At 62.9% G+C, this 20,785-nt stretch carries 21 protein-coding genes; 10 read left to right on the top strand and 11 right to left on the bottom strand.

All coding sequences use genetic code 11. The features are described from left to right. Positions 1-78: 78 nt before the first annotated feature. From BN1124_RS13915 to BN1124_RS20965, 3 genes are all read left to right on the top strand, one after another. On the top strand, positions 79-846 hold the full coding sequence (locus tag BN1124_RS13915; protein WP_042642885.1) for a thiazole synthase: 768 nt from the start codon (positions 79-81) through the stop codon (positions 844-846). 62 nt (positions 847-908) lie between these two features. Next, positions 909-2,099, top strand: coding sequence for a 2-iminoacetate synthase ThiH (thiH, locus tag BN1124_RS13920; RefSeq protein ID WP_378052060.1), 1,191 nt, complete (start codon positions 909-911; stop codon positions 2,097-2,099). Between the two features lie 484 nt (positions 2,100-2,583). Then, positions 2,584-3,123, top strand: coding sequence for an REP-associated tyrosine transposase (locus BN1124_RS20965; RefSeq protein ID WP_082041654.1), 540 nt, complete (start codon positions 2,584-2,586; stop codon positions 3,121-3,123). A 288-nt stretch (positions 3,124-3,411) separates the two neighbouring features. Here BN1124_RS20965 and BN1124_RS13925 read toward each other — a convergent pair whose 3' ends face one another. Both BN1124_RS13925 and BN1124_RS13930 read right to left on the bottom strand, forming a co-directional pair. Next, complete coding sequence (locus BN1124_RS13925) at positions 3,412-3,828, bottom strand: GNAT family N-acetyltransferase (RefSeq protein WP_042642886.1); 417 nt, start codon at positions 3,826-3,828, stop codon at positions 3,412-3,414. Positions 3,829-3,853: 25 nt separating this feature from the next. After that, complete coding sequence (locus tag BN1124_RS13930; protein WP_042642887.1) at positions 3,854-4,489, bottom strand: Vat family streptogramin A O-acetyltransferase; 636 nt, start codon at positions 4,487-4,489, stop codon at positions 3,854-3,856. Positions 4,490-4,703: 214 nt separating this feature from the next. Here BN1124_RS13930 and BN1124_RS13935 point away from each other — a divergent pair, with 214 nt between their 5' ends. Then, the gene (locus BN1124_RS13935; protein WP_042642889.1) at positions 4,704-5,282 is read left to right on the top strand and encodes a hypothetical protein; all 579 of its coding nucleotides are present in this window, start codon (positions 4,704-4,706) and stop codon (positions 5,280-5,282) included. A 478-nt stretch (positions 5,283-5,760) separates the two neighbouring features. Beyond that, positions 5,761-6,651 carry a sensor domain-containing diguanylate cyclase gene (locus BN1124_RS13940; RefSeq protein WP_042642891.1) on the top strand — a complete coding sequence of 297 codons (891 nt, stop codon included), beginning with the start codon at positions 5,761-5,763 and terminating at the stop codon, positions 6,649-6,651. A 65-nt stretch (positions 6,652-6,716) separates the two neighbouring features. Here the strand turns inward: BN1124_RS13940 and BN1124_RS13945 are convergent, their stop codons facing one another. Then, the gene (locus BN1124_RS13945; protein ID WP_042642893.1) at positions 6,717-7,355 is read right to left on the bottom strand and encodes an exopolysaccharide biosynthesis protein; all 639 of its coding nucleotides are present in this window, start codon (positions 7,353-7,355) and stop codon (positions 6,717-6,719) included. A 239-nt stretch (positions 7,356-7,594) separates the two neighbouring features. On the opposite strand from BN1124_RS13945, the gene BN1124_RS13950 reads away from it, so the two are divergent. Next, positions 7,595-8,194, top strand: a complete 600-nt coding sequence (locus BN1124_RS13950) for an outer membrane beta-barrel protein (protein ID WP_197066223.1) — start codon at positions 7,595-7,597, stop codon at positions 8,192-8,194. Positions 8,195-8,224: 30 nt separating this feature from the next. On the opposite strand, the gene BN1124_RS13955 is transcribed toward BN1124_RS13950, so the two are convergent. The 4 genes from BN1124_RS13955 to BN1124_RS13970 form a co-directional block, all read right to left on the bottom strand. Next, on the bottom strand, positions 8,225-8,653 hold the full coding sequence (locus tag BN1124_RS13955) for an N-acetyltransferase (protein WP_042642895.1): 429 nt from the start codon (positions 8,651-8,653) through the stop codon (positions 8,225-8,227). A gap of 147 nt (positions 8,654-8,800) precedes the next feature. Next, positions 8,801-9,838 (bottom strand): acyltransferase, encoded by a 1,038-nt coding sequence (locus BN1124_RS13960; protein WP_042642897.1) that lies wholly within the window; start codon positions 9,836-9,838, stop codon positions 8,801-8,803. Between the two features lie 182 nt (positions 9,839-10,020). After that, positions 10,021-10,641, bottom strand: coding sequence for a PepSY-associated TM helix domain-containing protein (locus BN1124_RS13965; RefSeq protein ID WP_042642899.1), 621 nt, complete (start codon positions 10,639-10,641; stop codon positions 10,021-10,023). Between the two features lie 44 nt (positions 10,642-10,685). After that, the gene (locus BN1124_RS13970; protein WP_042642901.1) at positions 10,686-12,728 is read right to left on the bottom strand and encodes a TonB-dependent receptor; all 2,043 of its coding nucleotides are present in this window, start codon (positions 12,726-12,728) and stop codon (positions 10,686-10,688) included. A 284-nt stretch (positions 12,729-13,012) separates the two neighbouring features. On the opposite strand from BN1124_RS13970, the gene BN1124_RS13975 reads away from it, so the two are divergent. Next, positions 13,013-13,495: a GNAT family N-acetyltransferase gene (locus tag BN1124_RS13975; RefSeq protein WP_042642903.1), complete on the top strand. Its 483-nt coding sequence runs from the start codon at positions 13,013-13,015 to the stop codon at positions 13,493-13,495. Positions 13,496-13,952: 457 nt separating this feature from the next. Beyond that, positions 13,953-14,690 (top strand): class I SAM-dependent methyltransferase, encoded by a 738-nt coding sequence (locus BN1124_RS13980; RefSeq protein WP_042642905.1) that lies wholly within the window; start codon positions 13,953-13,955, stop codon positions 14,688-14,690. A gap of 234 nt (positions 14,691-14,924) precedes the next feature. On the opposite strand, the gene BN1124_RS13985 is transcribed toward BN1124_RS13980, so the two are convergent. Beyond that, on the bottom strand, positions 14,925-15,983 hold the full coding sequence (locus tag BN1124_RS13985) for a porin (protein ID WP_042642907.1): 1,059 nt from the start codon (positions 15,981-15,983) through the stop codon (positions 14,925-14,927). A gap of 216 nt (positions 15,984-16,199) precedes the next feature. Between BN1124_RS13985 and glpX the strand changes: the two genes are divergently transcribed. Then, a complete protein-coding gene (glpX, locus tag BN1124_RS13990) occupies positions 16,200-17,210 on the top strand; it encodes a class II fructose-bisphosphatase (protein ID WP_042642909.1) in 1,011 nt (336 codons plus the stop codon). A 160-nt stretch (positions 17,211-17,370) separates the two neighbouring features. Beyond that, positions 17,371-17,622 (top strand): zinc/iron-chelating domain-containing protein, encoded by a 252-nt coding sequence (locus tag BN1124_RS13995; protein WP_033131493.1) that lies wholly within the window; start codon positions 17,371-17,373, stop codon positions 17,620-17,622. 150 nt (positions 17,623-17,772) lie between these two features. On the opposite strand, the gene BN1124_RS14000 is transcribed toward BN1124_RS13995, so the two are convergent. The 3 genes from BN1124_RS14000 to BN1124_RS14010 are packed head-to-tail and all read right to left on the bottom strand — an operon-like array spanning position 17,773 to position 20,739. Next, positions 17,773-18,936, bottom strand: a complete 1,164-nt coding sequence (locus BN1124_RS14000) for a heme biosynthesis HemY N-terminal domain-containing protein (protein ID WP_042642912.1) — start codon at positions 18,934-18,936, stop codon at positions 17,773-17,775. A 10-nt stretch (positions 18,937-18,946) separates the two neighbouring features. Next, positions 18,947-20,008: a uroporphyrinogen-III C-methyltransferase gene (locus BN1124_RS14005; RefSeq protein WP_042642913.1), complete on the bottom strand. Its 1,062-nt coding sequence runs from the start codon at positions 20,006-20,008 to the stop codon at positions 18,947-18,949. After that, a complete protein-coding gene (locus tag BN1124_RS14010) occupies positions 20,005-20,739 on the bottom strand; it encodes a uroporphyrinogen-III synthase (RefSeq protein WP_042642915.1) in 735 nt (244 codons plus the stop codon). Before BN1124_RS14010 ends, BN1124_RS14005 begins: the two co-directional genes overlap by 4 nt. Between the last annotated feature and the right edge of the window lie 46 nt (positions 20,740-20,785).

Below are 20,785 nucleotides of genomic sequence, written 5' to 3' on the forward strand. Positions count from 1 at the left end.
AGTTTGCTCTCTCACTCTTGATTGGTCTGCCTCGCGGCGGATCGCCATCTCTTCTTACCCCTATGGCCGGAGGCTAAGATGCTACGTATTGCCGATCACAATTTCTCATCCCGCCTCTTCACTGGCACCGGCAAGTTCGCCCGCCCGGAATTAATGGCTGCCGCCATCGAGGCGAGCGGCTCCCAACTCGTCACCATGGCCATCAAGCGTCTGGAGCCCGGCAAGCGCCACGACGATATCCTGAGCCCCTTGCTCAAGCTCGGGGTCAAGCTGCTGCCGAACACCTCGGGGGCCAAGACCGCCGCCGAGGCGGTGTTTGCCGCCCATTTGGCCCGTGAGGCGCTGGGAACCAACTGGCTCAAACTCGAGATCCACCCCGATCCCAAATACCTGCTGCCGGATCCCATAGAGACGCTGAAAGCGGCGGAGCAGTTGGTGAAGGAGGGCTTCGTGGTGCTGCCCTACTGCGGCGCCGATCCCGTGCTCTGCAAACGGCTCGAGGAGGTGGGTTGCGCCGCCGTCATGCCGCTCGGCGCCCCCATCGGCTCCAATCAGGGGCTGGTGACCCGGGAGTTCCTCTCCATCATCGTCGAGCAGGCCAGGGTACCCGTGGTGGTGGATGCGGGCATAGGCGCCCCCAGCCACGCGGCGGCGGCGTTTGAGCTCGGCGCCGATGCCGTGCTGGTCAACACGGCGATAGCCGTGAGCGGTGATCCGGTCGCCATGGGCCACGCCTTCGCGCTGGCCAGCGAGGCGGGCCGCAGCGCCTACGAGGCTGGCCTAGGTATTCGCGGCTTCCAGGCCAGCGCGTCGAGCCCCCTCACCGATTTTCTGGAGGCCCTATGAGTCAGAGCATGGGCAGGGGGCAAGACTCGGTGGTCATGGCCTCTTTCACTCCTCTTCCCGAGATGGATGGGATCCGCCCCCCTCTCCCTCTGGGAGAGGGGCCGGGGGTGAGGGCCGCGGCCGAGACAAAGGCAGCGAGCTTTGCCGACCGCTGGCAGGAGCTCGACTGGGACGACGTGGGCATGCAGATCCGCGCCAAGACGACCCGGGATGTGGAGCTGGCGCTGGATAAGCCCCGCCGCAGCCTGCAGGATTTTATGGCGCTGATCTCCCCGGCGGCAGAGGCTTATCTGCCTCAGCTGGCCCAGCTGGCAGAGAGTCTCACCCGCCAGCGCTTCGGCAACACGGTCGGCTTCTATGTGCCGCTCTATCTGTCGAACCTCTGCGCCAATGACTGCAGCTACTGCGGCTTCTCCATGAGCAACCGCCTCAAGCGCAAGACCCTGAATGCAGAGGAGATAGAGCGCGAGTGCCTGGCCATCAAGGCGCGCGGCTTCGACAGCGTGCTGCTGGTGACCGGCGAGCATGAGACCAAGGTCGGCATGGCCTATTTTCGCGAGATGATGCCCATCATCCGCCGCCACTTCAGCACGGTCGGGATGGAGGTGCAGCCCCTGTCCGAGGCCGAATACGCCGAGCTGAAGACCCTGGGGCTGGACGCCGTCATGGTCTATCAGGAGACCTACCACGCTCCCGCCTACGCCCGCCATCACCTGCGCGGCAACAAGCAGGACATCGCGTGGCGTCTCGCCACCCCGGACAGGCTCGGCCGCGCCGGGGTGGACAAGATAGGGCTGGGGGCACTCATCGGTCTCTCATCGGACTGGCGCGCCGACAGCTACTTCGTGGCCGAACATCTGGCCTGGATGGAGCGCCACCATTGGCAGAGCCGCTATTCCCTCTCCTTCCCGCGCCTGCGCCCCTGCACCGGCGGCCTGGAGCCCGAAGTGACCATGACGGACCGACAACTGGTGCAGCTTATCTGCGCCTGGCGCTTGTTCTCGCCGACCCTGGACTTGTCCCTCTCTACCCGGGAATCCCCGGCGTTTCGCAACGGCGCCCTGCGCCTCGGCATCACCCAGATGTCGGCGGAGTCGCGCACCCAGCCCGGCGGCTACGCCGACGGCGGCCAGGAGGAGCTGGAGCAGTTCGCCATCCATGACGACAGGTCTCTCGGTGCGGTGGCCGCCGCCGTCAGGCAGGCGGGGTTGCAGCCGGTATTTAAAGATTGGGAGGCGTTTTTGGGCCGATAGGGGCGGAGTTCGGCCAAACTCCGTGCCTGTGGCGAGCAGGCACGGCTTTGCCGTGCAGGACGTGAGGCCGCCGGCCTCGAAGGGGTTTCGCCTGCCCTTTGGGCCGGGGCGAGTGACTTTGGAAAGACCCAAAGTCACCAAAGGTCTTCTCCCCCGCCAATCCGACCGCTACGCGGTTACCCTCGGGTCAGGGGCAAGGTCGGGCGGACCGCCGCAGACGGCACATCCCTGTGCCGGCTGCGTCTGCGCCATCATCCCTGATGGCGCTCCTGACCTTGCCCCTTCCCCTCGGCGGATTGGAGGGGGATCCAATACCGTGCCCGCCATAACCTCGGGAGAATCGTAGGGTGCAATAAGCGAAGCGCATTGCACCGCCAACAAACTTGCCATGGTAAACGGTGCAATTCACGTTGTTCATTGCACCCCACATTTTGCGCCATTTGAGCCAAATTTATCTCCATGGCTGATGGTGGGTGCGATGGGAATGGCAGATTACAGACGGGCATGGCAACCAGGGGGAACCTGGTTTTTTACGGTAGTTTTGGCCGAGCGTCAGCATAACCATCTGTTGACCGAACGGATCGATTTGCTGAGGCAGGTTGTCAGAGAGGTTCAAGGTCGGCACCCATTTTTGATCCATGGTTGGGTGGTCTTACCCGAGCATCTGTACGCCTTGTTGGAATTGCCGCAAGGGGATACGGATTTTCCCCTGCGCTGGCGACAAATAAAGAGCAAATTCTCACGATCCATCCCCAACACAGAGGGGCGTTCTGAATCACGCTGGAATCGTGGTGAGCGGGGTATTTGGCAACGACGCTATTGGGAACATTTGATCCGTGATCAAGAAGATTTCAATCGTCACCTCGATTACATACACATCAATCCGGTCAAACATGGATTGGTGATGGCCCCAAGGGATTGGCCCTATTCCACTTTCCTGCGCTGGGTTAAACAGGGCAGATATTCCTTGTCATGGGGAGCGAGCGCAGGGTTAGAAAGTGAAGCTATACGCAGCGAGAAATAAAAGGCAGATAGAAACGTAGGGTGCAATAAGCGGAGCGCATTGCACCGCTTTTGGCATCTTGTGGTTGGTAATATTGAGGTGCAATTCACTTCGTTCATTACACCCTACGCCACTATGGTGTTGTCGTCGAAACGGTCACGGATCCGCTTGGCAGGTTGCCACCGACGATGTGTAGTCGGGCACGTCGCCGGTGACGACTTAGCGGGCGGTGATGATGACGCCGATTCCAACATTTTCTGCCCACCTGTTTCTCGGTACTGAAGCGTATGAGCGGATGACTTTAGTAACTCATCGCATCATCTTCCTCAGAAAATAACTGACATGCCCCGGCGGCATATCCGGCAGCTCACCAAAGACGGAATAGCCCTGTTTCTGGTAGAAGGGCAGGGCCTGGAAGCTGGTGGTTTCGAGGTGAAAGTTGGTGATGCCTTTGCTCTGGGCATACTGCTCCATGGTGCCGAGAAGACGGCCGCCCCAGCCATCCTTGCGGATGCTTTCGTCAATCCAGAGCCAGTCGACGTGCAGCCAGCCCCACTTGATGTCGGCGATGATGCCGCCGTGGACCTTGCCCTGTTCATCCTTGATAAAGCTGGCGATTCGTTCGCGCAGATGGGTGCCTGCGTGACCCAGGTTGTAGCCTGAGAGGCCAATTCGCAGCGCTTCGATCTCATCGTCCTGAGGCGGTTGGGGTGTGGTCAATTGCATAGTGCTTCCTGCTTGAGGGTTGTTTCTATCGGGTTGCCGCTTCCAGCGCGGCTATCTCCCCGCCAGCAATCAATTTCACATTCCGGCTGATCTGCTCCGCTGGCCAGTTCCACCAGGCGAGGGCGCCCAGGCGGGCTATGGTGTCGTCGTCGAAGCGGTAGCGGATCACCTTGGCGGGGTTGCCGCCGACGATGGCGTAGTCGGGGACGTCACTGGTGACGACGGAGCGGGCGGCGATGATGGCGCCGTTGCCGACCTTGACGCCGGGCATGATCAGGGCCTCATAGCCTATCCAGACATCGTTGCCGATGAGGGTGTCTCCCTTGTAAGGAAGGGTGCCTGGTGCCGGGGCTGCGCTCTCCCAGCCGTTGCCGAAGATGAAGAAGGGGTAGGTGGAGAGGCCTGAGGTCTGGTGGTTGGCGCCGTTCATGATGAACTTGACCCCGCGGGCGATGGCGCAGAACTTGCCGATGATGAGTTTGTCGCCGATGAAGGGGAAGTGGTAGAGGACGTTGCGCTCAAAGCCGGCGGAGTCTTCCGGGTCATCGTAGTAGCTGTAGTCGCCCACCTCGATATTGGGCCCCTTGATGGTGTTCTTGATAAAGCACACCTGGGGGAAGCCGTTCATGGGATGGGGATTGGCGGGGTCGGGTCCGTGCAAGGTACTCTCCTTTCGAATCTGTTGGCACCTTACCCTAAGGGAATCTGATGACCCTTTGCCACCCTTTTTCGGTTGTTTATCACTGGCTGGATGCCCGTTGGCCAGTCCTTGTCGCCCCCTGTGTGTTGGCGCATCGATCTTGGACGGTTTTTTCTCTAGCATGGGCAGATGCGGGGCGCGGCTCCGTCACACGGAATTTTGGCGGAGAGAAGATATGAAGATGCGTTCCTTGTTGGTGTTGGGTGCCCTGGTGCTGGGCGGTTGTGCGGTCAATCCCTATGGCGGCACTCAGGCGCCGGTCTCCGAGCCCAAGCCGCCGGTGAGCCAGCCGGACAAGCCGGTAACCAAGCCCGAGGCCGAGAAGCCCGCCCCCAAACCCGTGGCACCGACCGGCCTTGCGATCGCCATGGCGGATGCCTTCCTGAAGGCCCCGGAGGTGAAGGCGCTGGCGGGCAGCAATCCTGTGCTGCTGTTGATGCCACCCCAGAACGGCACGGGCGAGCCGTTCAATACCCAGCCCATGGCGGTGGCCATGAGCCAGCGCATTCAGCAGCACGGCGGCTTCAGCTTCGCCGATCCCGGCCAGGTCTCGGCCATCACCAGTCAGCTCGAGTATCAGCAGGGGGGCATGAACCCGGCCTCCCTGGTGCGTCTCGGCCGCCAGACCGGGGCCGGTTACATGCTCTACGGGGATCTCGTCTCCGAGGGGAGTCACTATCGGCTCGCCATGAGCCTGATGGACCTGAAAAGCGGCGAGCTGCTGTGGAACGGGAGCCGCACCGCCAGCCGCTGATCCCATGGTGTTGATCCCCAACAAAGCCATCGAGCCCGCCTCGATGGCTTTGTTGTTTTCAGCCCCGGCCTTCTGATGCCGAGCGGGCGTTTTTGCAGCGCAATATCCTGCCTTTCTCGCCACAGTCCCATCTCACGCCACGTTTTAAGTACATAACGCTATCAAGAAGCGGGTTTATTGATATTAATCACTGCTTGGTGGTGATGGATTGACATAAAGTCGATACCGAACGGAACTGACCCGCCATAAGTCACTGCCTCACCCGCCGTGTCGCTCTCCACCCCTTGTCTCGGCGGAGAGGGAGAGGGCGGCAAGGTGTCGGCAAGCTTTCCCTCTTTCCCTGTCGCTCGCCCTGATATCGGTGGCCTGTCGAACGCAGGCCACCGTCATACGAGCGGCGGGACCGTGTGCGATACTTAACGGGTCGTGTATAACAATCAACAAAGGGTGGTTCGCCCAAGGCTCGGAAGGAACACAGATGGCTCTCTCAGTGGCACAGCTCTACGAAGTGATGACCCAACTGCCGGATCCCGTCTTTATCCTCAGTGAGGATGGCTATTACGTGGAATACATAGGCGGGGTGGAGCAGCAATCCTATCAGGACGGCAACCCGCTGATCGGCAAACAGTTGCTCGACATCCTGCCCGACGACAAGGCGCGCTGGGTGATGGAGCAGGTGGCGCACGCCCTGGCCACCGGCGAGGTACAGGTGGTGGAATACGATCTCTCGCCCGCCGAGGTGGAGGGGATCAACGCCGATGCGGGCCCCCAGGGGATGCAGCGCTTCGAGGGCAAAATAGCGCCGCTGCCATCCCTCTACGACGGCAAGCGGGCGGTGGCCTGGATGACCCGCAACATCACCCGTCAACACGAGTTGCAGCGCAGGCTCAAGCGACTCGGCGAGACGGATCAGCTCACCGGTCTCTACAATCGCCACTTCTTCTTCGAGCACTATCACCACAGGGTGCAGGGCCAGCAGAGTACCGGTCTCATCATGCTGGATCTCGATCACTTCAAGCGGATCAACGATCGTTTCGGTCATCAGACGGGGGATAGGGTGCTGTGCAGCTTCAGCGAATGCGTGGCCGCCCAGCTGAGGGCCGAGGACATGTTCGTGCGCAGCGGGGGCGAGGAGTTTCTGATCCTGCTGCCGGAGATAGACGAGGAGATATTGTGCAAGGTGGCGGAGCGCATCCGCGCCGCCGTGGCCGCCATGGCGCCGGATCCGGCCCCCATCACGGTGAGCCTGGGCACCACCCTGATCCGGCCGGGGGAGGAGGTCAGTGCCGTGCTGGCCCGGGCCGACGAGTGGCTCTATCGCGCCAAGCGGGGCGGGCGCAACCGGGTAGCCCACGACTCGGATCCCTGAGCGGCAAGCGACCATCACGAACAAGGGCGACCCAGTGGTCGCCCTTGTCGTTTCTCCCGACTGCCTTAGCTGAACAGGGTCGAGACGTTCTGGCCCGCCATCAGCAGGCCTATGCCTAGCACGCTGAACCAGACCAGGGTGGCGCTCACCAGGGCGTAGCCACCGGCGACGAAGAGGCCGTCCCGCTGCAGCATGCCGATGGCCAGCAGCAGTATGGCCCAGGCGGGCATGGCATTGGTGAAGGGGATGGCGCCAAGCGGCAGCATCAGCAACAGGGCCGCCAGCATGATCAGCAGGCCGTTGCAGCGATTGATGAGGGTGCTGCCGGTCAACGGCAACAGGCGCGGGCGGATGAAGCGATCGATGCGGGCCAGCAGATCGGCGCCCTTGTGCAGGGTGGGCTTGAGCTGGTCGGCGGCGAAGCGGCGCTCCATCAGGATGGTGGGCAGCCAGGGCACCCGGTTGAGGGTGATGCCGACCCCGATAAACAGGATCAGCAGGCCGAACGGGGTGCTGACGCCGGGAATGGAGACCGGCAGCAGGAAGGGCACGGTGAGCAGCACGCAAAACAGCAGCATGCCCTGTTCACCCACCAGGCTGAGCATGTCCCGCAGGCTGATGTGGCTCTCCTCGATGGCATGAGCGGTGGCCCGCAGGGTGTCGGAAAGCTTGTTCTGTGGGTCGTTGAGTTGCGCGGCAACCATTCCTGAAATCCTCATGCTGTTGACGCCACCTCTGTGGCGCCGCCAGCTTACGGGGTCGAGGTTAATCCCAGATGAATGGCGCCCCGGTGGGAGCGGACAACGCCGAAACAGAGCCTGCCTTAATGGGCCGATACAGCCCCTATTTAGGATCGGATGCAGAAGGCTCTGATATGCTTTTGGCACGAGCAATGCACACACATAAGCAGATCAGGGAGAAGGCCGTGATGCGAGCGGGAATGATGGTGATGGGGTTGTTGTTGCCACTGGGCCAGGGCTGGGCGGCTCAACCCGATGAGCTGGGCTGGCAGCTGACACCTTTCGCGGGCTACAGCTCGTCGATCGACTTCGAGGCGATGGACGATCCCGTCCCCACGCCGGTGGCGACCGACATCGACTCGTTGCAGGGGGAGGGCTCGGGCAGCTGGGGCTTCTTCATCAGCAAGGAGGTGGATGACCCTGGCATGATAGAGCTGCTCTACAGCCACCAGTCGACCCGGATATCACCGGATCAGCCGGACAAGTTGACGGTGGACACCCTGCACTTCGCCGGTGCTTTGACCCTCTCCGACAACGTCATGGCGCCCTACATAGGGGCCGGGATCGGCGTGACGCGTTTCGATGCCTACGACAGCGAGGTGGCGCCTTCCATGTCCCTGGCGCTCGGGGTGCAGCCGCGCCTGACCAAGCAGCTGGCACTGCGCGCCGAGGTGCGCGGCTATGGCTCCCTGGTCAACGACGACAGCCAGTTCCTCTGCAACCCCGAGATCTGCGCCTTCCGGGTGCGGGGGGAGCTCATCACCCAGTGGCAGGCCAATATCGGGCTGACGCTGCGATTTTGAGCCCTAGCCCAAGAGCGGACAAGTTAACCCTCAGGCGGACCAGCGCATCACCCACTCGGTGCAGCCGGTGTGGGGATCCTGCTGCTCGCCCTCAATCTGGAAGCCCTGAGAGAGGTAGAAGTCGCAGCTGGCCCGGTTCTGTTGGTACACCTGCAGCCTAAGCGTTGGTCGCTGTTGCTTGGCGTGGGAGAGTAAGGCCTTGCCATGGCCGCGCCCCTGCTGCCCTGGCATGACGAAGATGGCGGCCAGGTTCTCTTCATACAGGGAGTAAAAGCCCAGCACGGCGCCATCCTGGCAGAGTACATGGTTGTCGGCGGCGGGCAGATAGATCTCCCGCATCGCGTCCAGGTTGGCGCGCCAGTACATAGGATCGATGAAGTGGTGGGCCTGCAGGGAAGCATCCAGCCAGATGGCGAGGACGGCGTCCATATCGGTCGAGGTGAAGGGGCGGATCAGCATGGAGTGTCTCATCTGGATTTATCACAGAGGGGCATGGTAACAACCAGAGCCTCGTCGTCACCCAATAGGTGGTCAAACTGTCGTCCCCATAACAAAAAGGCGCTCCGCAGATCGCCTTTTCAGAGGAGGGCGCTGCCGATGGCCAGGTCAGCGGGCGCGCAGCAGCCAGCGACTGGCCGGGGTGCAGTCCAGCAACCGGTAGGCGAGCAGCGTGCAAGCGAGCAGCGCCGGCACCTTCAGCAGTTCCCACCAGACGAGCTTGCTTTGGGGGCCGAACACCATCAGCCAGACCACCAGCATCATGTGCAGGCAGTAGAGCCCGAGCACCTTGGGGGCCTGACGTTCCAGCCAGCTGCCCTTTCCCCAGTCGGGATTGGCCAGCAGCAGGCCGAACAGGCCCAGGGTCCAGGGAATGGAACCCAGCAGGAAGTCGTGGCGGTTGAGGGGCACCTCGGCAAAGTGCAGTAAACCAATTGCTTCCAGTGCGTAGAGCGTCAGACCCGCCGCCATCAGCAGGACACTGCGCCTGGCATCCGGTCGCCATCTGCGGGCACGCAGGTAGGCGCCAAGCGCCACGAACAGCAGTGAGAAGAAGGGGCCGTTGCGGGTCAGCAGGGCCCACTCGCCCCCCAGCAGCGGCTTACCATAGGAGCCGCCGAGCAGGGCCAGCAGATAGAGCGGTACGCCGATCACCAGGGCCAGCTGGGGCAGCCCGCCCCGCTGGCACAGCGCCAGGATCAGCACCGCCAGGATCAGAGCGGGCAGGAACCAGAGGTGGATCATGCCCCCCACCCACCAGACGTTGAGCAGATCCCCCACCTGCATCTGCCACTGACCCGCCATGGCCGGCAGATAACCCTGCTGCACCGCGGCCACCGGGTTGAAGGGCACCAGCAGATAGATGAGGCTCCACCCCAGCCAGAGCAGCAGCAGGGGGCGACAGTAGCGCAGCGCGACCTCCATGGGGTTGTCTGTGGCCAGCCTGGGTTGCAGGAAGTAACCGGCGCACAGGAAGAACAGCGGCACCGCGAAGCGGCTCAGCTGGTTGATGGTGCCCCCCAGCCAGAGATAGAGGGGGTCACCCCAGAGGGTGGGATCGAAGGGGTTGCTGAAGGGGGAGATGTGAATGGTCATCACGGCCAGGATGGCCAATACCCGCCCGCACTCGATGCTGGAGATGCGCATGATTCCTCTTGGCGTCTGGAGTTCAGGCCGCACCCTAACAGCCGTGGCTGACCCCTGCCAGCCGCGAAGGCCACAACTGTGACCCCCACCGGCGGCCGGTTACCCTTTGTTACCTCCCTCAAAAAAGACGTTACCCCCTGTGAGAGCGGGATCCCGCTTTGGTGTAGGTAACGGGCCTGTGCCTAGAGGAGGGCGATCAGCAGGGTGGCGAGGGCGCCACCAAGTAGCAAGGCGATGCCGCGTCGGGGGGGGCCGTGCAGCTTGTTCCACATCAGCAGGCTGGTGAGGGCGAGCAGCAGCAGCGCCAGGGCGGCGAGGTCGCCAAACAGCTGCCAGGGGAGGCCGGTGCCCATGCCGCGATGCAGCCGGTTGAGGCTGGCGGCGAAGTTGGCCTGTTGGCGCTCGATACGCACCTCAAGAGTGCCGGCTACATAGCTGGCGGCGAGACTCTGGCTCAAGGTGACACCCTTGAGCTCCCAGCGCGCGGGCAGGATGAGGGGGCCGCTCGGGGTGGGCAGAGTCTGGGGTGGGGTGACTGTGGTGCGGGCCTCTTCCAGCCCCTCGGGTTCCTGTTGTTGCAGCAGGGTGGTGAGCGCGGCGGGATCCGTCAGCGGTTCTGCCAGCGTCAACACCTCGCTCTGCTTGTCGGTATGGGGCCCGGGCAGGGGCAGCACGGCCCTGTGTTGCAGCCAGAGGCCGGTGAGGCCGTAGATCAGCAGCAGGGCCAGGGTGGCAAAGCCGGCCCAGGCGTGGATGCGGCGCACCCACTTGTTGTTATGCAGGGGGAGTTTCTTGGTTTTCATACATATCTGGCCGGCTTGCGCCGGCCAGTCTGGTCAGGAGGGGATCAGAAGCGGTAGGCCGCGGTCAGGTTCAGCTGACGGGGGCTGCCCGGCATGATCTGGGCCGCGCTGGTGGCGCTGACGTAGTACTCATGGTCGGTCAGGTTCTCCACGCTGAGCTGGGCATCCCAGTGTTGCCAGCGATAACCGGCGCGAGCGTCGTAGCGGGCGTAGCCCGGCAGCACAGTGGTGTTGGCATTATCGGCGAAGCGATCCCCCACCGCCGTCACCCCGGTCTCCCCATACCAGCCTTGCTGGCCGCTCTGGTAACCGGCGAACAGCTGGCCGTTCTCGCGCGAGACGTTGCTCGGCCGCTTGCCCTGCAGATCCGCATCCGCCTTGACCTGCTCCGCATCCTGAATGGCGACGCCGCCGTGCAGGTAGATCTCGTCGGTCAGCTGGGCGCGGGCGCTCAGCTCTATGCCGTCGGTACGCTGCAGGCCGGTGAGGATCACCTTGGTGGGATCCAGCGGATCCTTGCTGCGCTTGTTGTACATCTCCAACCGGTAGATGGAGAGGGTGGTGGCCAATCGGCCTCCCAGCCAGTCACTCTTCACCCCGCCCTCGTACAGTCGGGTATGCTGGGGATCCAGGTTGTTGTTCTTGTCCCCCGGGGTGATGCCGATCAGCTCTCCACCGACCGGGGTGAAGGTCTTGCTGTAGGCGGTGTAGAAGGCGTGCTCCTCGATGGGGTTCCACACCAGGCCCAGGCGCGGGCTCAGGCTGGTGACCGAGAGGGTCTCCTCCTTGTTGAGGTCGTTGCGGCGGCTGGTGACGGTGAACTCGTCCCGGCGCAGGCCGCCGAGCAGGTGCCAGTCACCCAGGCTGAGCTGATCCTGCACATAGAGGCCGTAGCCACGCACCTTGTGGTTGGCGTCGCTGGAGAGCTTCATGGCACCGTTGTAGCTGGGCAGGGAGCCTGGATCGTAGAGGTTGCCCGGCGGGATCGGGGTGGCGTTCTGGTACAGCTTGGGGGTGCGCTCCTGCCAGCTCTGCTCCAGTCCGACCAGCAGACGATGCTCGACGGGGCCTGTCTGCAGCTGGCCTTCGGCCTCGGTGTTGCTGGTCAGGCTCTTGGCCTTGAGATCCTGCTGCCAGCGGGCGCGGGTCACCTGATCGCCCTTGACGCTGGTGACATAGGTGTTGTCGAACTGGCTGTCGAGGGTGGTGTAGCCGAGCTGCTGGCGCAACTGCCACTGCTCGTTGATATCCCAGGTCAGCTGGGAGCGGGTGGACTGGGCGACGTCATCGATGAAGTCGCGGCTGGTGTCGCTGTAGACGCTCTCGATGGGTACATCGGCCGGGCGGCCGTTGACGCCGGGGATACCGCGATCCGGGGTGCGATCGCTGCCGTTGCGCTCGTACTGCACCAGCCAGTTCAGATTGTCGCTGATCTCCCAGTTGGCGGACGGCGCCAGCAGGGTGCGCTTGCTGGTCACCCCATCGCGGAAGCTCTCCTTGTCTTCCTGCGCCATGTTGAGCCGCAGTTGCACCTGCTCGCCGGCCTCGGCACTGAGATCGGCGGCGAGGCGCTGGCTGTCGAAGCTGCCGACCTGGGCGGTGACGCTGGAGGCCTGGCCCCGCTGGGGCTTCTTGCTGACCCGGTTGACGATGCCACCGGTGCTGCCACGGCCGTAGAGCACGGCGGCCGGGCCCTTGAGCACCTCGACCCGCTCTATGTTGCCGAGATCCCGGGTGTACTGCATGTCGTCGCGCATGCCGTCCAGGTAGAAGTCGTTGCTGGCGTTGAAGCCGCGGATGTTGATGCTGTCGAAGCGGGTGTCACCGCTGGCGTTGACCCCGGGGATGCCGCTCAGGGCCTCGCTCAGGGTGGGTTGACCGTAGGCGGTCAGCTCGCTGACCGGGACGCTCTCTATGGTCTGGGGCACCAGCTTGGCCGGGGTCGCGGTGCGGGTCGCGGTGGCGACCTCCTCGTGTTGGCTGCGTTTGCCGACGACCGTCATGGTTTCGTCAGCAGCCTGGGTGCCGGCGCTGAGGGCCAGCAAGGCGGCGCCCAGCAGGGCGCGCTCTGGGTTGGGGTTATGCATCTGCGTGTGACTCTTCTAATCGACCTGATGGCCTGAACTTATTGATTTATTTGTAATTATTTTTTAGCTCCCGAGGCGGGAGGGCGCTAATGATATTTATTTTCATTTGGCTGGCAAGGGAAAGGTGTAAAAAAATTACATCTATGGCGGTGGGCGCAGTCAGATGGCGCTGACTGACGGCATTGACCCGGCAGTTGAGTCTTGGTGGTGCTCTGGGGCTGGTTTACCATCTGAAGCCGGTGGCGCGGCCGCCACCTCAGACTCAGGCAAAGGGAAGGCGACAGATGGAAGAGATCATCAGGGCAGATTTGGATAACCGGCAGCATGGCGAGGCGCTGGTCTTCTTGCTCAACGAATACGCGAAAGACGAGATGGGGGGCGGCTGCGCCCTGTCTGACGAGGTGCAGGCCAATCTGGCCGGGGCGCTGGCGGCGAGAAGTGACGCCCATGTGTTGCTGGCCTGGGTGGACGGGCAACCGGCCGGGGTGGCCACCTGTTTCGAGGGCTTCTCGACCTTCGCCTGCCAGCCCCTGCTCAACATCCACGACATCGCCGTGCACCCGGATTTTCGCGGTCGCGGTCTCGGCAAGCGGCTGCTGGCGGAGGTGGAGCGCCTGGCCCGCGAGCTCGGTTGCTGCAAGCTGACCCTGGAGGTGCTGGAGGGCAACAAGGTGGCGCAGGCCGCCTATAGTGCCAGCGGGTTTGCGGGATACGAGCTCAGCCCCGAGGTGGGACGGGCCCTGTTCTGGCAGAAGAAACTGCCGTGAGCCGTCCGGCAAAATCGGGACAGTCTGCTTGTCATCGGGCCGACCAGCCCCTAGAGTAGCGTCCGATTTTCCCCATTCTCCCAACGGCCAGCCTTGGCCCGGTGATCGACATGACGCTTTATGCCTCGGATCAGCGAGTGACCCGAGTGAACTCCGTACAGATGCGCACGATGAAGCGTTGTCCGGAGCCTGTGGAGGCCTGAGCCTCCCACCCATTCATCGTACCCTTGCCGATCGGACCTCATGAGGCCCGAGCCGCGCTGGTACGAGCGAAACAAAGGCCATAGACGCGACCTCGTCTATGGCCTTTTTTGTTGGCCCGCATCCTGGATGCGGGCTCGAAACAGAGCAGAGGCCCACCCGGGTTCTCTGCTTTTTTTTTTGGCTTGTGGCCGCCAAGGTCAGGGTATGCTCAGGCATACCCGCTTTGCCGCCTGGCCAGTATGAGGAAATTTAAATGTCACAGAATATCTATGATAACCCAGGCTTTTTTGAAGGTTATGCCCAGTTGCCCCGCTCCCAGCAGGGGTTGGCGGGGGCGCCCGAATGGCCGGCGTTGCAGGCCATGTTGCCGCCCCTTGGCGGCAAGCGGGTGCTGGATCTGGGCTGCGGCTATGGCTGGTTCTGCCGGGTGGTCCGGGAGCAGGGGGCGGCCGAGGTGCTCGGCATCGATCTCTCCGCCAGGATGCTGGCCCGCGCCGCCGAGCTGACCCGGGACGAGGGGATCCGCTATCGGCAGGGGGATCTGGACGGACTCGAGCTGCCGGCCGAGTCGTTCGATCTCGTCTACAGCTCCCTGGCACTGCACTACCTGCCCACACTGGCACCGCTGTTCGAGACGGTTTACCACTCGCTGGCGGCGGGGGGCAGCCTGGTGTTCTCGGTGGAGCATCCCATCTTCACCTGTCCGCAGCCCCAAGGTTGGCTGGTGGATGAGGAGGGGCGCCGCTCCTGGCCCGTCAACGGCTATCAGGCCGAGGGCAAGCGGGTCAGCAACTGGCTGGCGGAGGGGGTGATCAAGTATCACCGCACCCTGGGCACCCATCTCAATGCGCTGATCGCGGCGGGATTCGCGATCCGTCACGTGGAGGACTGGGGGCCGACTGCCGAGCAGATAGCCGCCAATCCCGCGCTGGCGGAGGAGGCCGAGCGCCCCATGCTGCTGTTGGTGGCGGTGCAAAAGCCGCTGGGCTGAGAACCTGTTCATGATCTTACTGCGAGGCCGTGATCAAGGCTCATGCGCTGCTCGCTTATGTGTGGTAAAGAGGCTCATGTATTCACATACACTCCGGTTCCTGCGCAGCTCTTTACCTTGCTGACGACCTCTCGCGACAGGTCGTGAACATCTTCTGAGGGCAGGGATGAAATAAAAACGGCGCGCAGAGTCCTCTGCGCGCCGTTTTGTATGGGGTTCAGCTTGGGGCCGGACTTAGAAGTCGTAGCGAGCCGCCAGCTGGAAGTCATCCTTGGTGTTCAGCTTGCCGCTGTCCTGGCTGTCCAGGTTATTGATGCGGTACTCGCCGATGACGCGCAGGTTCTTGTTGAACTTGTACTGGGCACCCAGGGTGTAGTAGTCGATGGAGTCGTAGTCGGACTTGCCGTCCTGCTCCACCGTCTGCTTGTTCCACAGGGCCATCAGGCCGAAACCGCTCTCGAAGTTGTAGCCCAGCGCTGCTTCCCAACCGGCGTGATCCTTGCCGGTGGCCAGGAAGTCGGTGCCGTCGGCGTAGCTCAGGGCGGCGTAGACGGCCTTGTTGTCATACTTGGCGGAGAGCAGCCACAGCTTGGCGTCTTCCTCGTTGCTCTTGTCGCGGATACCCACGTTGTAGGCGGTGCCCAGCGCCAGGTTGAACGGGAAGGTATAGGAAACGGCGGCACCGTAGGCGGCATCGCTGTCCTTGCTGGTGGTCTCTTCGGTGTCACCGCCGTCGAACTTGTAGCTGGTATCGACCTGGAAGCCGTTGAACAGGCCGGAGTATTTCAGCACGGAGCCGGCGCGGTTGGTGGCGAAGGTGTCGGTCTTGGCGCCGAGGGCGTCGTTGCCGTAGCCGTCGGAGAGGGAGACGTCAGTCCAGTTGGCCAGCATGCCGGGGGCGCCTTGCTGACGGCCGAAGGTGACGTTACCCCAGTTGGCACCGACCCCGGCGAAGGCCAGACGGGTGCGCAGGTTGTCGGAGTTCTCGCTGACGGTCTTCTCGCTGTCGTTGATATAGAGCTGCAGCTCGTACTGGGCCAGGGCCTTGAGACCCGGGTTGATTTCGCTCTCAACCTTGGCGCCCAGACGAACAAACTGGTTGGCACCCTGTTTGTCGCTATATTCGTTCTTGATGTCGCCGTTGGCATCCAGCTCCTTCTTCTCACCGAAGAATTGACCGGCATAGATGCGGCCGTAGAGATCCAGCAGGGTGCTGTCGTTTTTGTATACTTCGACGGCTTGAGCCTGGAAGGCCGCGGTGAGTGCCAATGCTACTACTGTCAGCTTTTTCATCTTAATCCCTTGTGTTACAAGCTTTGTTTTAAAAGACGGGGCCATGCTAGGCAGGGCAGATGACAGTGGGGTGACCGTGGCGTGAACAACCGATGGCGGTTTGGTGTCAGTTGGGTGACGGCGCGATTTATATGGTGATCCACCACTTTTGCGCGCAAAGGTTTGCCCTTGTGGTAGAATGCCGCCCGTTTTCGAGCACCTAAGGTTGGATATGCGATGAGACGTGAACTGGCAATCGAGTTTTCCCGAGTGACGGAAGCGGCGGCACTGGCTGGCTACAAGTGGCTCGGACGTGGTGACAAGAATATCGCCGATGGTGCGGCCGTTGCGGCCATGCGCCACATTCTCAATCAGATCCAGATCGATGGTGAGATTGTGATCGGCGAAGGCGAAATTGATGAAGCCCCCATGCTCTACATCGGTGAGAAGGTGGGGACGGGTCTGGGGGATGCGGTGGATATCGCGGTCGATCCCATAGAGGGAACCCGCATGACTGCCATGGGGCAGTCCAATGCCCTGGCCGTGCTGGCCGTCGGCGACAAGGGCTCCTTCCTCAAGGCCCCCGACATGTACATGGAAAAGCTCATCGTCGGTCCCAAGGCCAAGGGTGCCATCGACCTGACCCAGGCTCTGGAGCTGAACCTCAAGGCCGTGGCCAAGGCGCTCGGCAAGCCGCTCTCCCGTCTGACCGTGATCACTCTGGCCAAACCGCGCCACGACAAGGCGATCAAGGAGATGCAGGGACTGGGCGTGCGAGTGTTCGCCATTCCCGACGGTGATGTGGCGGCGTCCATCCTCACCTGCCTGCCGGACAGCGAAGTCGACATGCTGTATGGCATCGGCGGCGCACCGGAAGGGGTGATCTCGGCGGCGGTGATCCGCGCGCTGGATGGCGACATGCAGGCACGACTGGTGCCCCGTCACCAGGTCAAGGGCGACAGCCCGGAAGTCCGCGCCCTGGGTGAGCAGGAAATTGCTCGCTGCAAGGAGCTGGGCATCGATCTCTCCAAGGTGCTCAAGCTGGAAGACCTGGCCAAGAATGACAACGTCATCTTCTCGGCCACCGGCATCACCAAGGGTGACCTGCTGGACGGCATCACCAGCGACGGCGTCATGGCGACCACCGAGACCCTGCTGATCCGTGGCAAGTCTCGCACCATCCGTCGCATCAAGTCGATCCACTTCTTGAACCGCAAGGACACCGTAGTACGGGACATCATCCTGTGATGTGTTGACCCGTTGTTGGTGTTGAAAAAGCCCGACTCTCGTCGGGCTTTTTGTTGCCTGCTCGGCAGAGCGAGCTTTATTTCAGGGATGCCGGGGGATAAGGCTAAGGGGAATCGGGGCTCTTTGATAGACTGCTTCGCCCTGCACAGGAAAGCATCATATGGAGTGTCGTCAAGGCTGTGGTGCCTGCTGCATCGCCCCCAGCATCAGCAGTGCCATCCCCGGCATGCCGGCGGGTAAACCGGCCGGTGTCCCCTGTGTGCAGCTCGATGCCCAGCTGGGCTGCAAGATCTTCGGTCAGCCCGAGCGCCCGGCGGTGTGCGGTGGTTTCAGTCCCATGGCGGATGTCTGCGGATCCCACCGGCAGGAGGCCATCTGGCTGATCGGTGAGCTGGAGCGGCTGACCGCCTGAATCTTTGACCCTCTCCCTCAGAGAGAGGGCTCGCTTGTTGCCCCTCATCCCCAGCCCTGCTCCCGCGAGGGGAGAAGGGAGAAAAACCATCAGGATCAATACAAAAAAAGAGGCCGCAATTGCGGCCTCTTTTACATGGCAAAATTGGGCTTAGATCCCGGCAAGCTCCAGGGCCTGACGATAGTATTCGTTGGCCTTGTTGGTGAGCCGGCGCTTGTCCATCAGTTGACCGAGGGCGTGGCAGAGGGCAGGGCTGGGGGCGCGCTGCACCTCCTGCTCCAGCAGACGTTGGGCCTCGTCCAGCTGGCCGGCCAGCAGATAGACCTGGGCCAGTGCCGCTTCGGCGCCCGGCTGATCCTGCATCTTCTTGAGCAGGGTCAGCATGGGCTGATAGTCATCCAGCTTGAGCTTGGGCAGCAGGCTGAACAGCTCGGGGGCAGGGTGTTTTCGCAGTGCCTCCAGCCAGAGCTCGGCCGCCTCGCTGTCGGCACCGAGCTGGCGCAGCCGATCGCCGTAGCTGGCGAGCAGGGCAGGGTCCTGGCGCAGCTTGCGTGGCAGCTCCTGCCAGACCGGGCGCAGGGTCTCGAGCGCGCCGCTGGCGGCCTCGAGGCGAGCACGCCAGGCCTGATGCAGCAGATCTTCTTCCTGCTGGGGCGTCAGCTTGCCCACCTTGCGCAGGGCGGGGGCGATCTCGATCAGCGCCGCCCAGTCTTCCCGTGCCAGATAAACCTGACGCAGCTGATCCAGCACCATGGGGTGGCGTGGATTGAGGGCGTAAACGGATTCGAGCCGGCCTAGGGCACTGTCGTACTGGCCCTGCTCTATCTGCAACTGGGTCTGGATCAGGGTCAGCGCCAGCTCGGCCTTGGGGTTCTCCTCCTGCGCCTTTTGCAGGTATTGATCCCGGCGAGCGTCATCGCCGCGCGCCTGGGCCACCCGGGCGGCACTGAGGTAGTTCAGCAGCGGGGTGTCGCTGTTGTCGGCGCCCTTGAGCAGCAGCTTCTCGGCCTGGCTGTAATGCCCCTCGGCCATGGCCAGGGTCGCGTTCACCGTCTGCAGGTTCGCCTTGCGGCGGCGGCGCGTGCCAAACCAGCCCTGGGTCTTGCGGCGCAGGCCGAATACCCGGCCGAGCAGCCACTCCAGGATGAGCAGGGCACCGTAGAACAGCACCGCCAGGATCACGGCGCTGGTGACCGAGGACTCCACCGTGTAGTTGCCAAGGGAGATGAGCACATAGCCCTTGTTGCCGGACGCTTCGGGGCCGAACATCAGGCCGGCCACCATCACGGCGACCACTAGGATCAGACGAATCATGGTCTCCTCCTCAACTGCCGGCCAGGATGCGTTGCAGGCGCTCGGTCAGCACCTGTTCCAGCATGGCCTGGGTCTTGAACTGATCCGGGTAGTCGAACTGGATCTGCTCGCCTTTGAGCTTGTCGAGCTCGGTTTGCATGTATTGGGTGGCGCTGTTGTCGACGTCGAAGTACTGGGTCAGCCAGCGTTGGGCCTTGTCCAGGCTGTCGGTGTAGAGCGTCTGCTGCTCGCGATAAACGGCGAGCTGGGCCTGCAGCAGCTTGGTCTTGAGGTTTTCGCGCAGGAAGATCTCCTGCTGCGGGGAGAGCAGGGCCTCCACGGCGCCGTCACGACGGCGGATGGTGATGAAGTTCTCGGTGAACTTGACCCAGTTCTTCTTCAGGTTGCTTTCCCACTCGTCCGGGTTGGTGCTGACAGCCTGATCCGGCTCGGCCTTGGCATCAGGCATGCTGACGGTGGAGAGCGGCAGCAGCTCTATCTGATCGGACAGGGCGGCCAGCTTCAGGGTCAGCCCCTCGCGATCGACCCGCGGCATGGCCTTGAGTTTGGTGATGTCTTCCGCCAGCGCCTTGCGAATGGGCATCAGGCTGGGATCGTTGAGGGCCTTGATCCGCTCGTCGGCGTTGCCGAGCAGGGTGATGGCGGAGATGAGGTCGTGCTCGAGCCACAGCTTGCGGCCCGCCATGCGCACCAGGTATTCGGATTCCGCCAGCATCCAGTCGTTGGGACGCTTGTCATCGAGATCCAGCACCTTGTGCTGCAGGGCATCGAGCGCGTCCTGCAACTGCTGCTGGCTCTTGCCGAGGGTGGCCAGCTGCTCGGCATCCTTGCTGTTGCTCTGGTCCAGCTTGCCCATGACCTCGGCGAGCTGCTGCTTGAGGGCGCCGATCTCCGCCTGCTGGGTGACGGCATTCTTGTGGCCGTGCAGGTAGAGACCACCGGTCAGCCCCAGGGCCAGCAGTATGGCTATCCCGCCGAGAACGGCGCCGGAGCGGCCTTTCTTGTTATCGGCCCGAGCGTTGTCATTCACCGGGGCCGCAGCGCTCGGCTGGACTTCTTGCTGTTCAGTCATTCCATCTTCCTCAGTTCCAGGGCGGCCACCAGAGCCTGGTTGGATGCACCTTGGGCAATCACGATACGGGTAAAGCCAGCCGCCTCGGCCAGTTCGGCCACCCGGGGACTGGGCACCACCAGCAGGCGGTCATAAAGCCAAGGCTGCTGCTGGCTTGGCACCAGTTCCAGCAGCCGCTGCAGCAGTTCACCACTGGTGATGAGCAGGCTGTCGAGGCCGGCCCTCTGCCAATGGCGAGTCAATGCGTCTCCGTCGAGCGCGGGGTAGTGGCGCTCATAGGTGGCACAATAGTGCACCAGTGCGCCGCGTGAGGCCAGTGTCCGGGCGATGAGATCCCGGCCGCCATTGCCGCGCAGGATCAGTACCCGCTTGCCGGCCATCTGTTGCAGCGTCGGCAACAGCAGCAAGCCTTCGCTGCGGGGATCCTCTGGGCTCTGGGCCCGGATCCCCACCTCGGCGAAGGCATCCGCACTCGCCTGACCGACCGCAAAGTAGTCAATATGTGGCCAGGTCTGACCAGTTTGCAACAGAAAATGATGAGCAAATTTAACGGCATGGGCGCTGACGGCAATGACGACGTCAGCCGTCGTCAGCAATGGGGGCAGGCTGGGAAGCTCATCCCCCGGCCGGGTTTCCAGCAGCGGGCAGCAGAGCGGCTGGTGGCCGCATTGGCGCAGCAACTGCACCAGCTCCTCGGCCTGCTGCGCCGGGCGCACCACCAGCGGGATCATGGGATCCGGCTCGCCGGGCGCGACTGTAGCCGGGCCGGGCCCGCAC

The sequence above is a fragment of the Aeromonas eucrenophila genome (genome assembly GCF_000819865.1).
GTDB lineage: Bacteria > Pseudomonadota > Gammaproteobacteria > Enterobacterales > Aeromonadaceae > Aeromonas > Aeromonas eucrenophila.

What these genes read in the sequence shown, in the direction of transcription:
- BN1124_RS13915 (WP_042642885.1), top strand. Translation starts at nt 79, where the DNA reads ATGCTACGTATTGCCGATCACAATTTCTCATCCCGCCTCTTCACTGGC.
- thiH (WP_378052060.1), top strand. Translation starts at nt 909, where the DNA reads ATGGATGGGATCCGCCCCCCTCTCCCTCTGGGAGAGGGGCCGGGGGTG.
- BN1124_RS20965 (WP_082041654.1), top strand. Translation starts at nt 2,584, where the DNA reads ATGGCAGATTACAGACGGGCATGGCAACCAGGGGGAACCTGGTTTTTT.
- BN1124_RS13925 (WP_042642886.1), bottom strand. Translation starts at nt 3,828, where the DNA reads ATGCAATTGACCACACCCCAACCGCCTCAGGACGATGAGATCGAAGCG.
- BN1124_RS13935 (WP_042642889.1), top strand. Translation starts at nt 4,704, where the DNA reads ATGAAGATGCGTTCCTTGTTGGTGTTGGGTGCCCTGGTGCTGGGCGGT.
- BN1124_RS13940 (WP_042642891.1), top strand. Translation starts at nt 5,761, where the DNA reads ATGGCTCTCTCAGTGGCACAGCTCTACGAAGTGATGACCCAACTGCCG.
- BN1124_RS13945 (WP_042642893.1), bottom strand. Translation starts at nt 7,355, where the DNA reads ATGGTTGCCGCGCAACTCAACGACCCACAGAACAAGCTTTCCGACACC.
- BN1124_RS13950 (WP_197066223.1), top strand. Translation starts at nt 7,595, where the DNA reads ATGGTGATGGGGTTGTTGTTGCCACTGGGCCAGGGCTGGGCGGCTCAA.
- BN1124_RS13955 (WP_042642895.1), bottom strand. Translation starts at nt 8,653, where the DNA reads ATGCTGATCCGCCCCTTCACCTCGACCGATATGGACGCCGTCCTCGCC.
- BN1124_RS13960 (WP_042642897.1), bottom strand. Translation starts at nt 9,838, where the DNA reads ATGCGCATCTCCAGCATCGAGTGCGGGCGGGTATTGGCCATCCTGGCC.
- BN1124_RS13965 (WP_042642899.1), bottom strand. Translation starts at nt 10,641, where the DNA reads ATGAAAACCAAGAAACTCCCCCTGCATAACAACAAGTGGGTGCGCCGC.
- BN1124_RS13970 (WP_042642901.1), bottom strand. Translation starts at nt 12,728, where the DNA reads ATGCATAACCCCAACCCAGAGCGCGCCCTGCTGGGCGCCGCCTTGCTG.
- BN1124_RS13975 (WP_042642903.1), top strand. Translation starts at nt 13,013, where the DNA reads ATGGAAGAGATCATCAGGGCAGATTTGGATAACCGGCAGCATGGCGAG.
- BN1124_RS13980 (WP_042642905.1), top strand. Translation starts at nt 13,953, where the DNA reads ATGTCACAGAATATCTATGATAACCCAGGCTTTTTTGAAGGTTATGCC.
- BN1124_RS13985 (WP_042642907.1), bottom strand. Translation starts at nt 15,983, where the DNA reads ATGAAAAAGCTGACAGTAGTAGCATTGGCACTCACCGCGGCCTTCCAG.
- glpX (WP_042642909.1), top strand. Translation starts at nt 16,200, where the DNA reads ATGAGACGTGAACTGGCAATCGAGTTTTCCCGAGTGACGGAAGCGGCG.
- BN1124_RS13995 (WP_033131493.1), top strand. Translation starts at nt 17,371, where the DNA reads ATGGAGTGTCGTCAAGGCTGTGGTGCCTGCTGCATCGCCCCCAGCATC.
- BN1124_RS14000 (WP_042642912.1), bottom strand. Translation starts at nt 18,936, where the DNA reads ATGATTCGTCTGATCCTAGTGGTCGCCGTGATGGTGGCCGGCCTGATG.
- BN1124_RS14005 (WP_042642913.1), bottom strand. Translation starts at nt 20,008, where the DNA reads ATGACTGAACAGCAAGAAGTCCAGCCGAGCGCTGCGGCCCCGGTGAAT.
- BN1124_RS14010 (WP_042642915.1), bottom strand. Translation starts at nt 20,739, where the DNA reads ATGATCCCGCTGGTGGTGCGCCCGGCGCAGCAGGCCGAGGAGCTGGTG.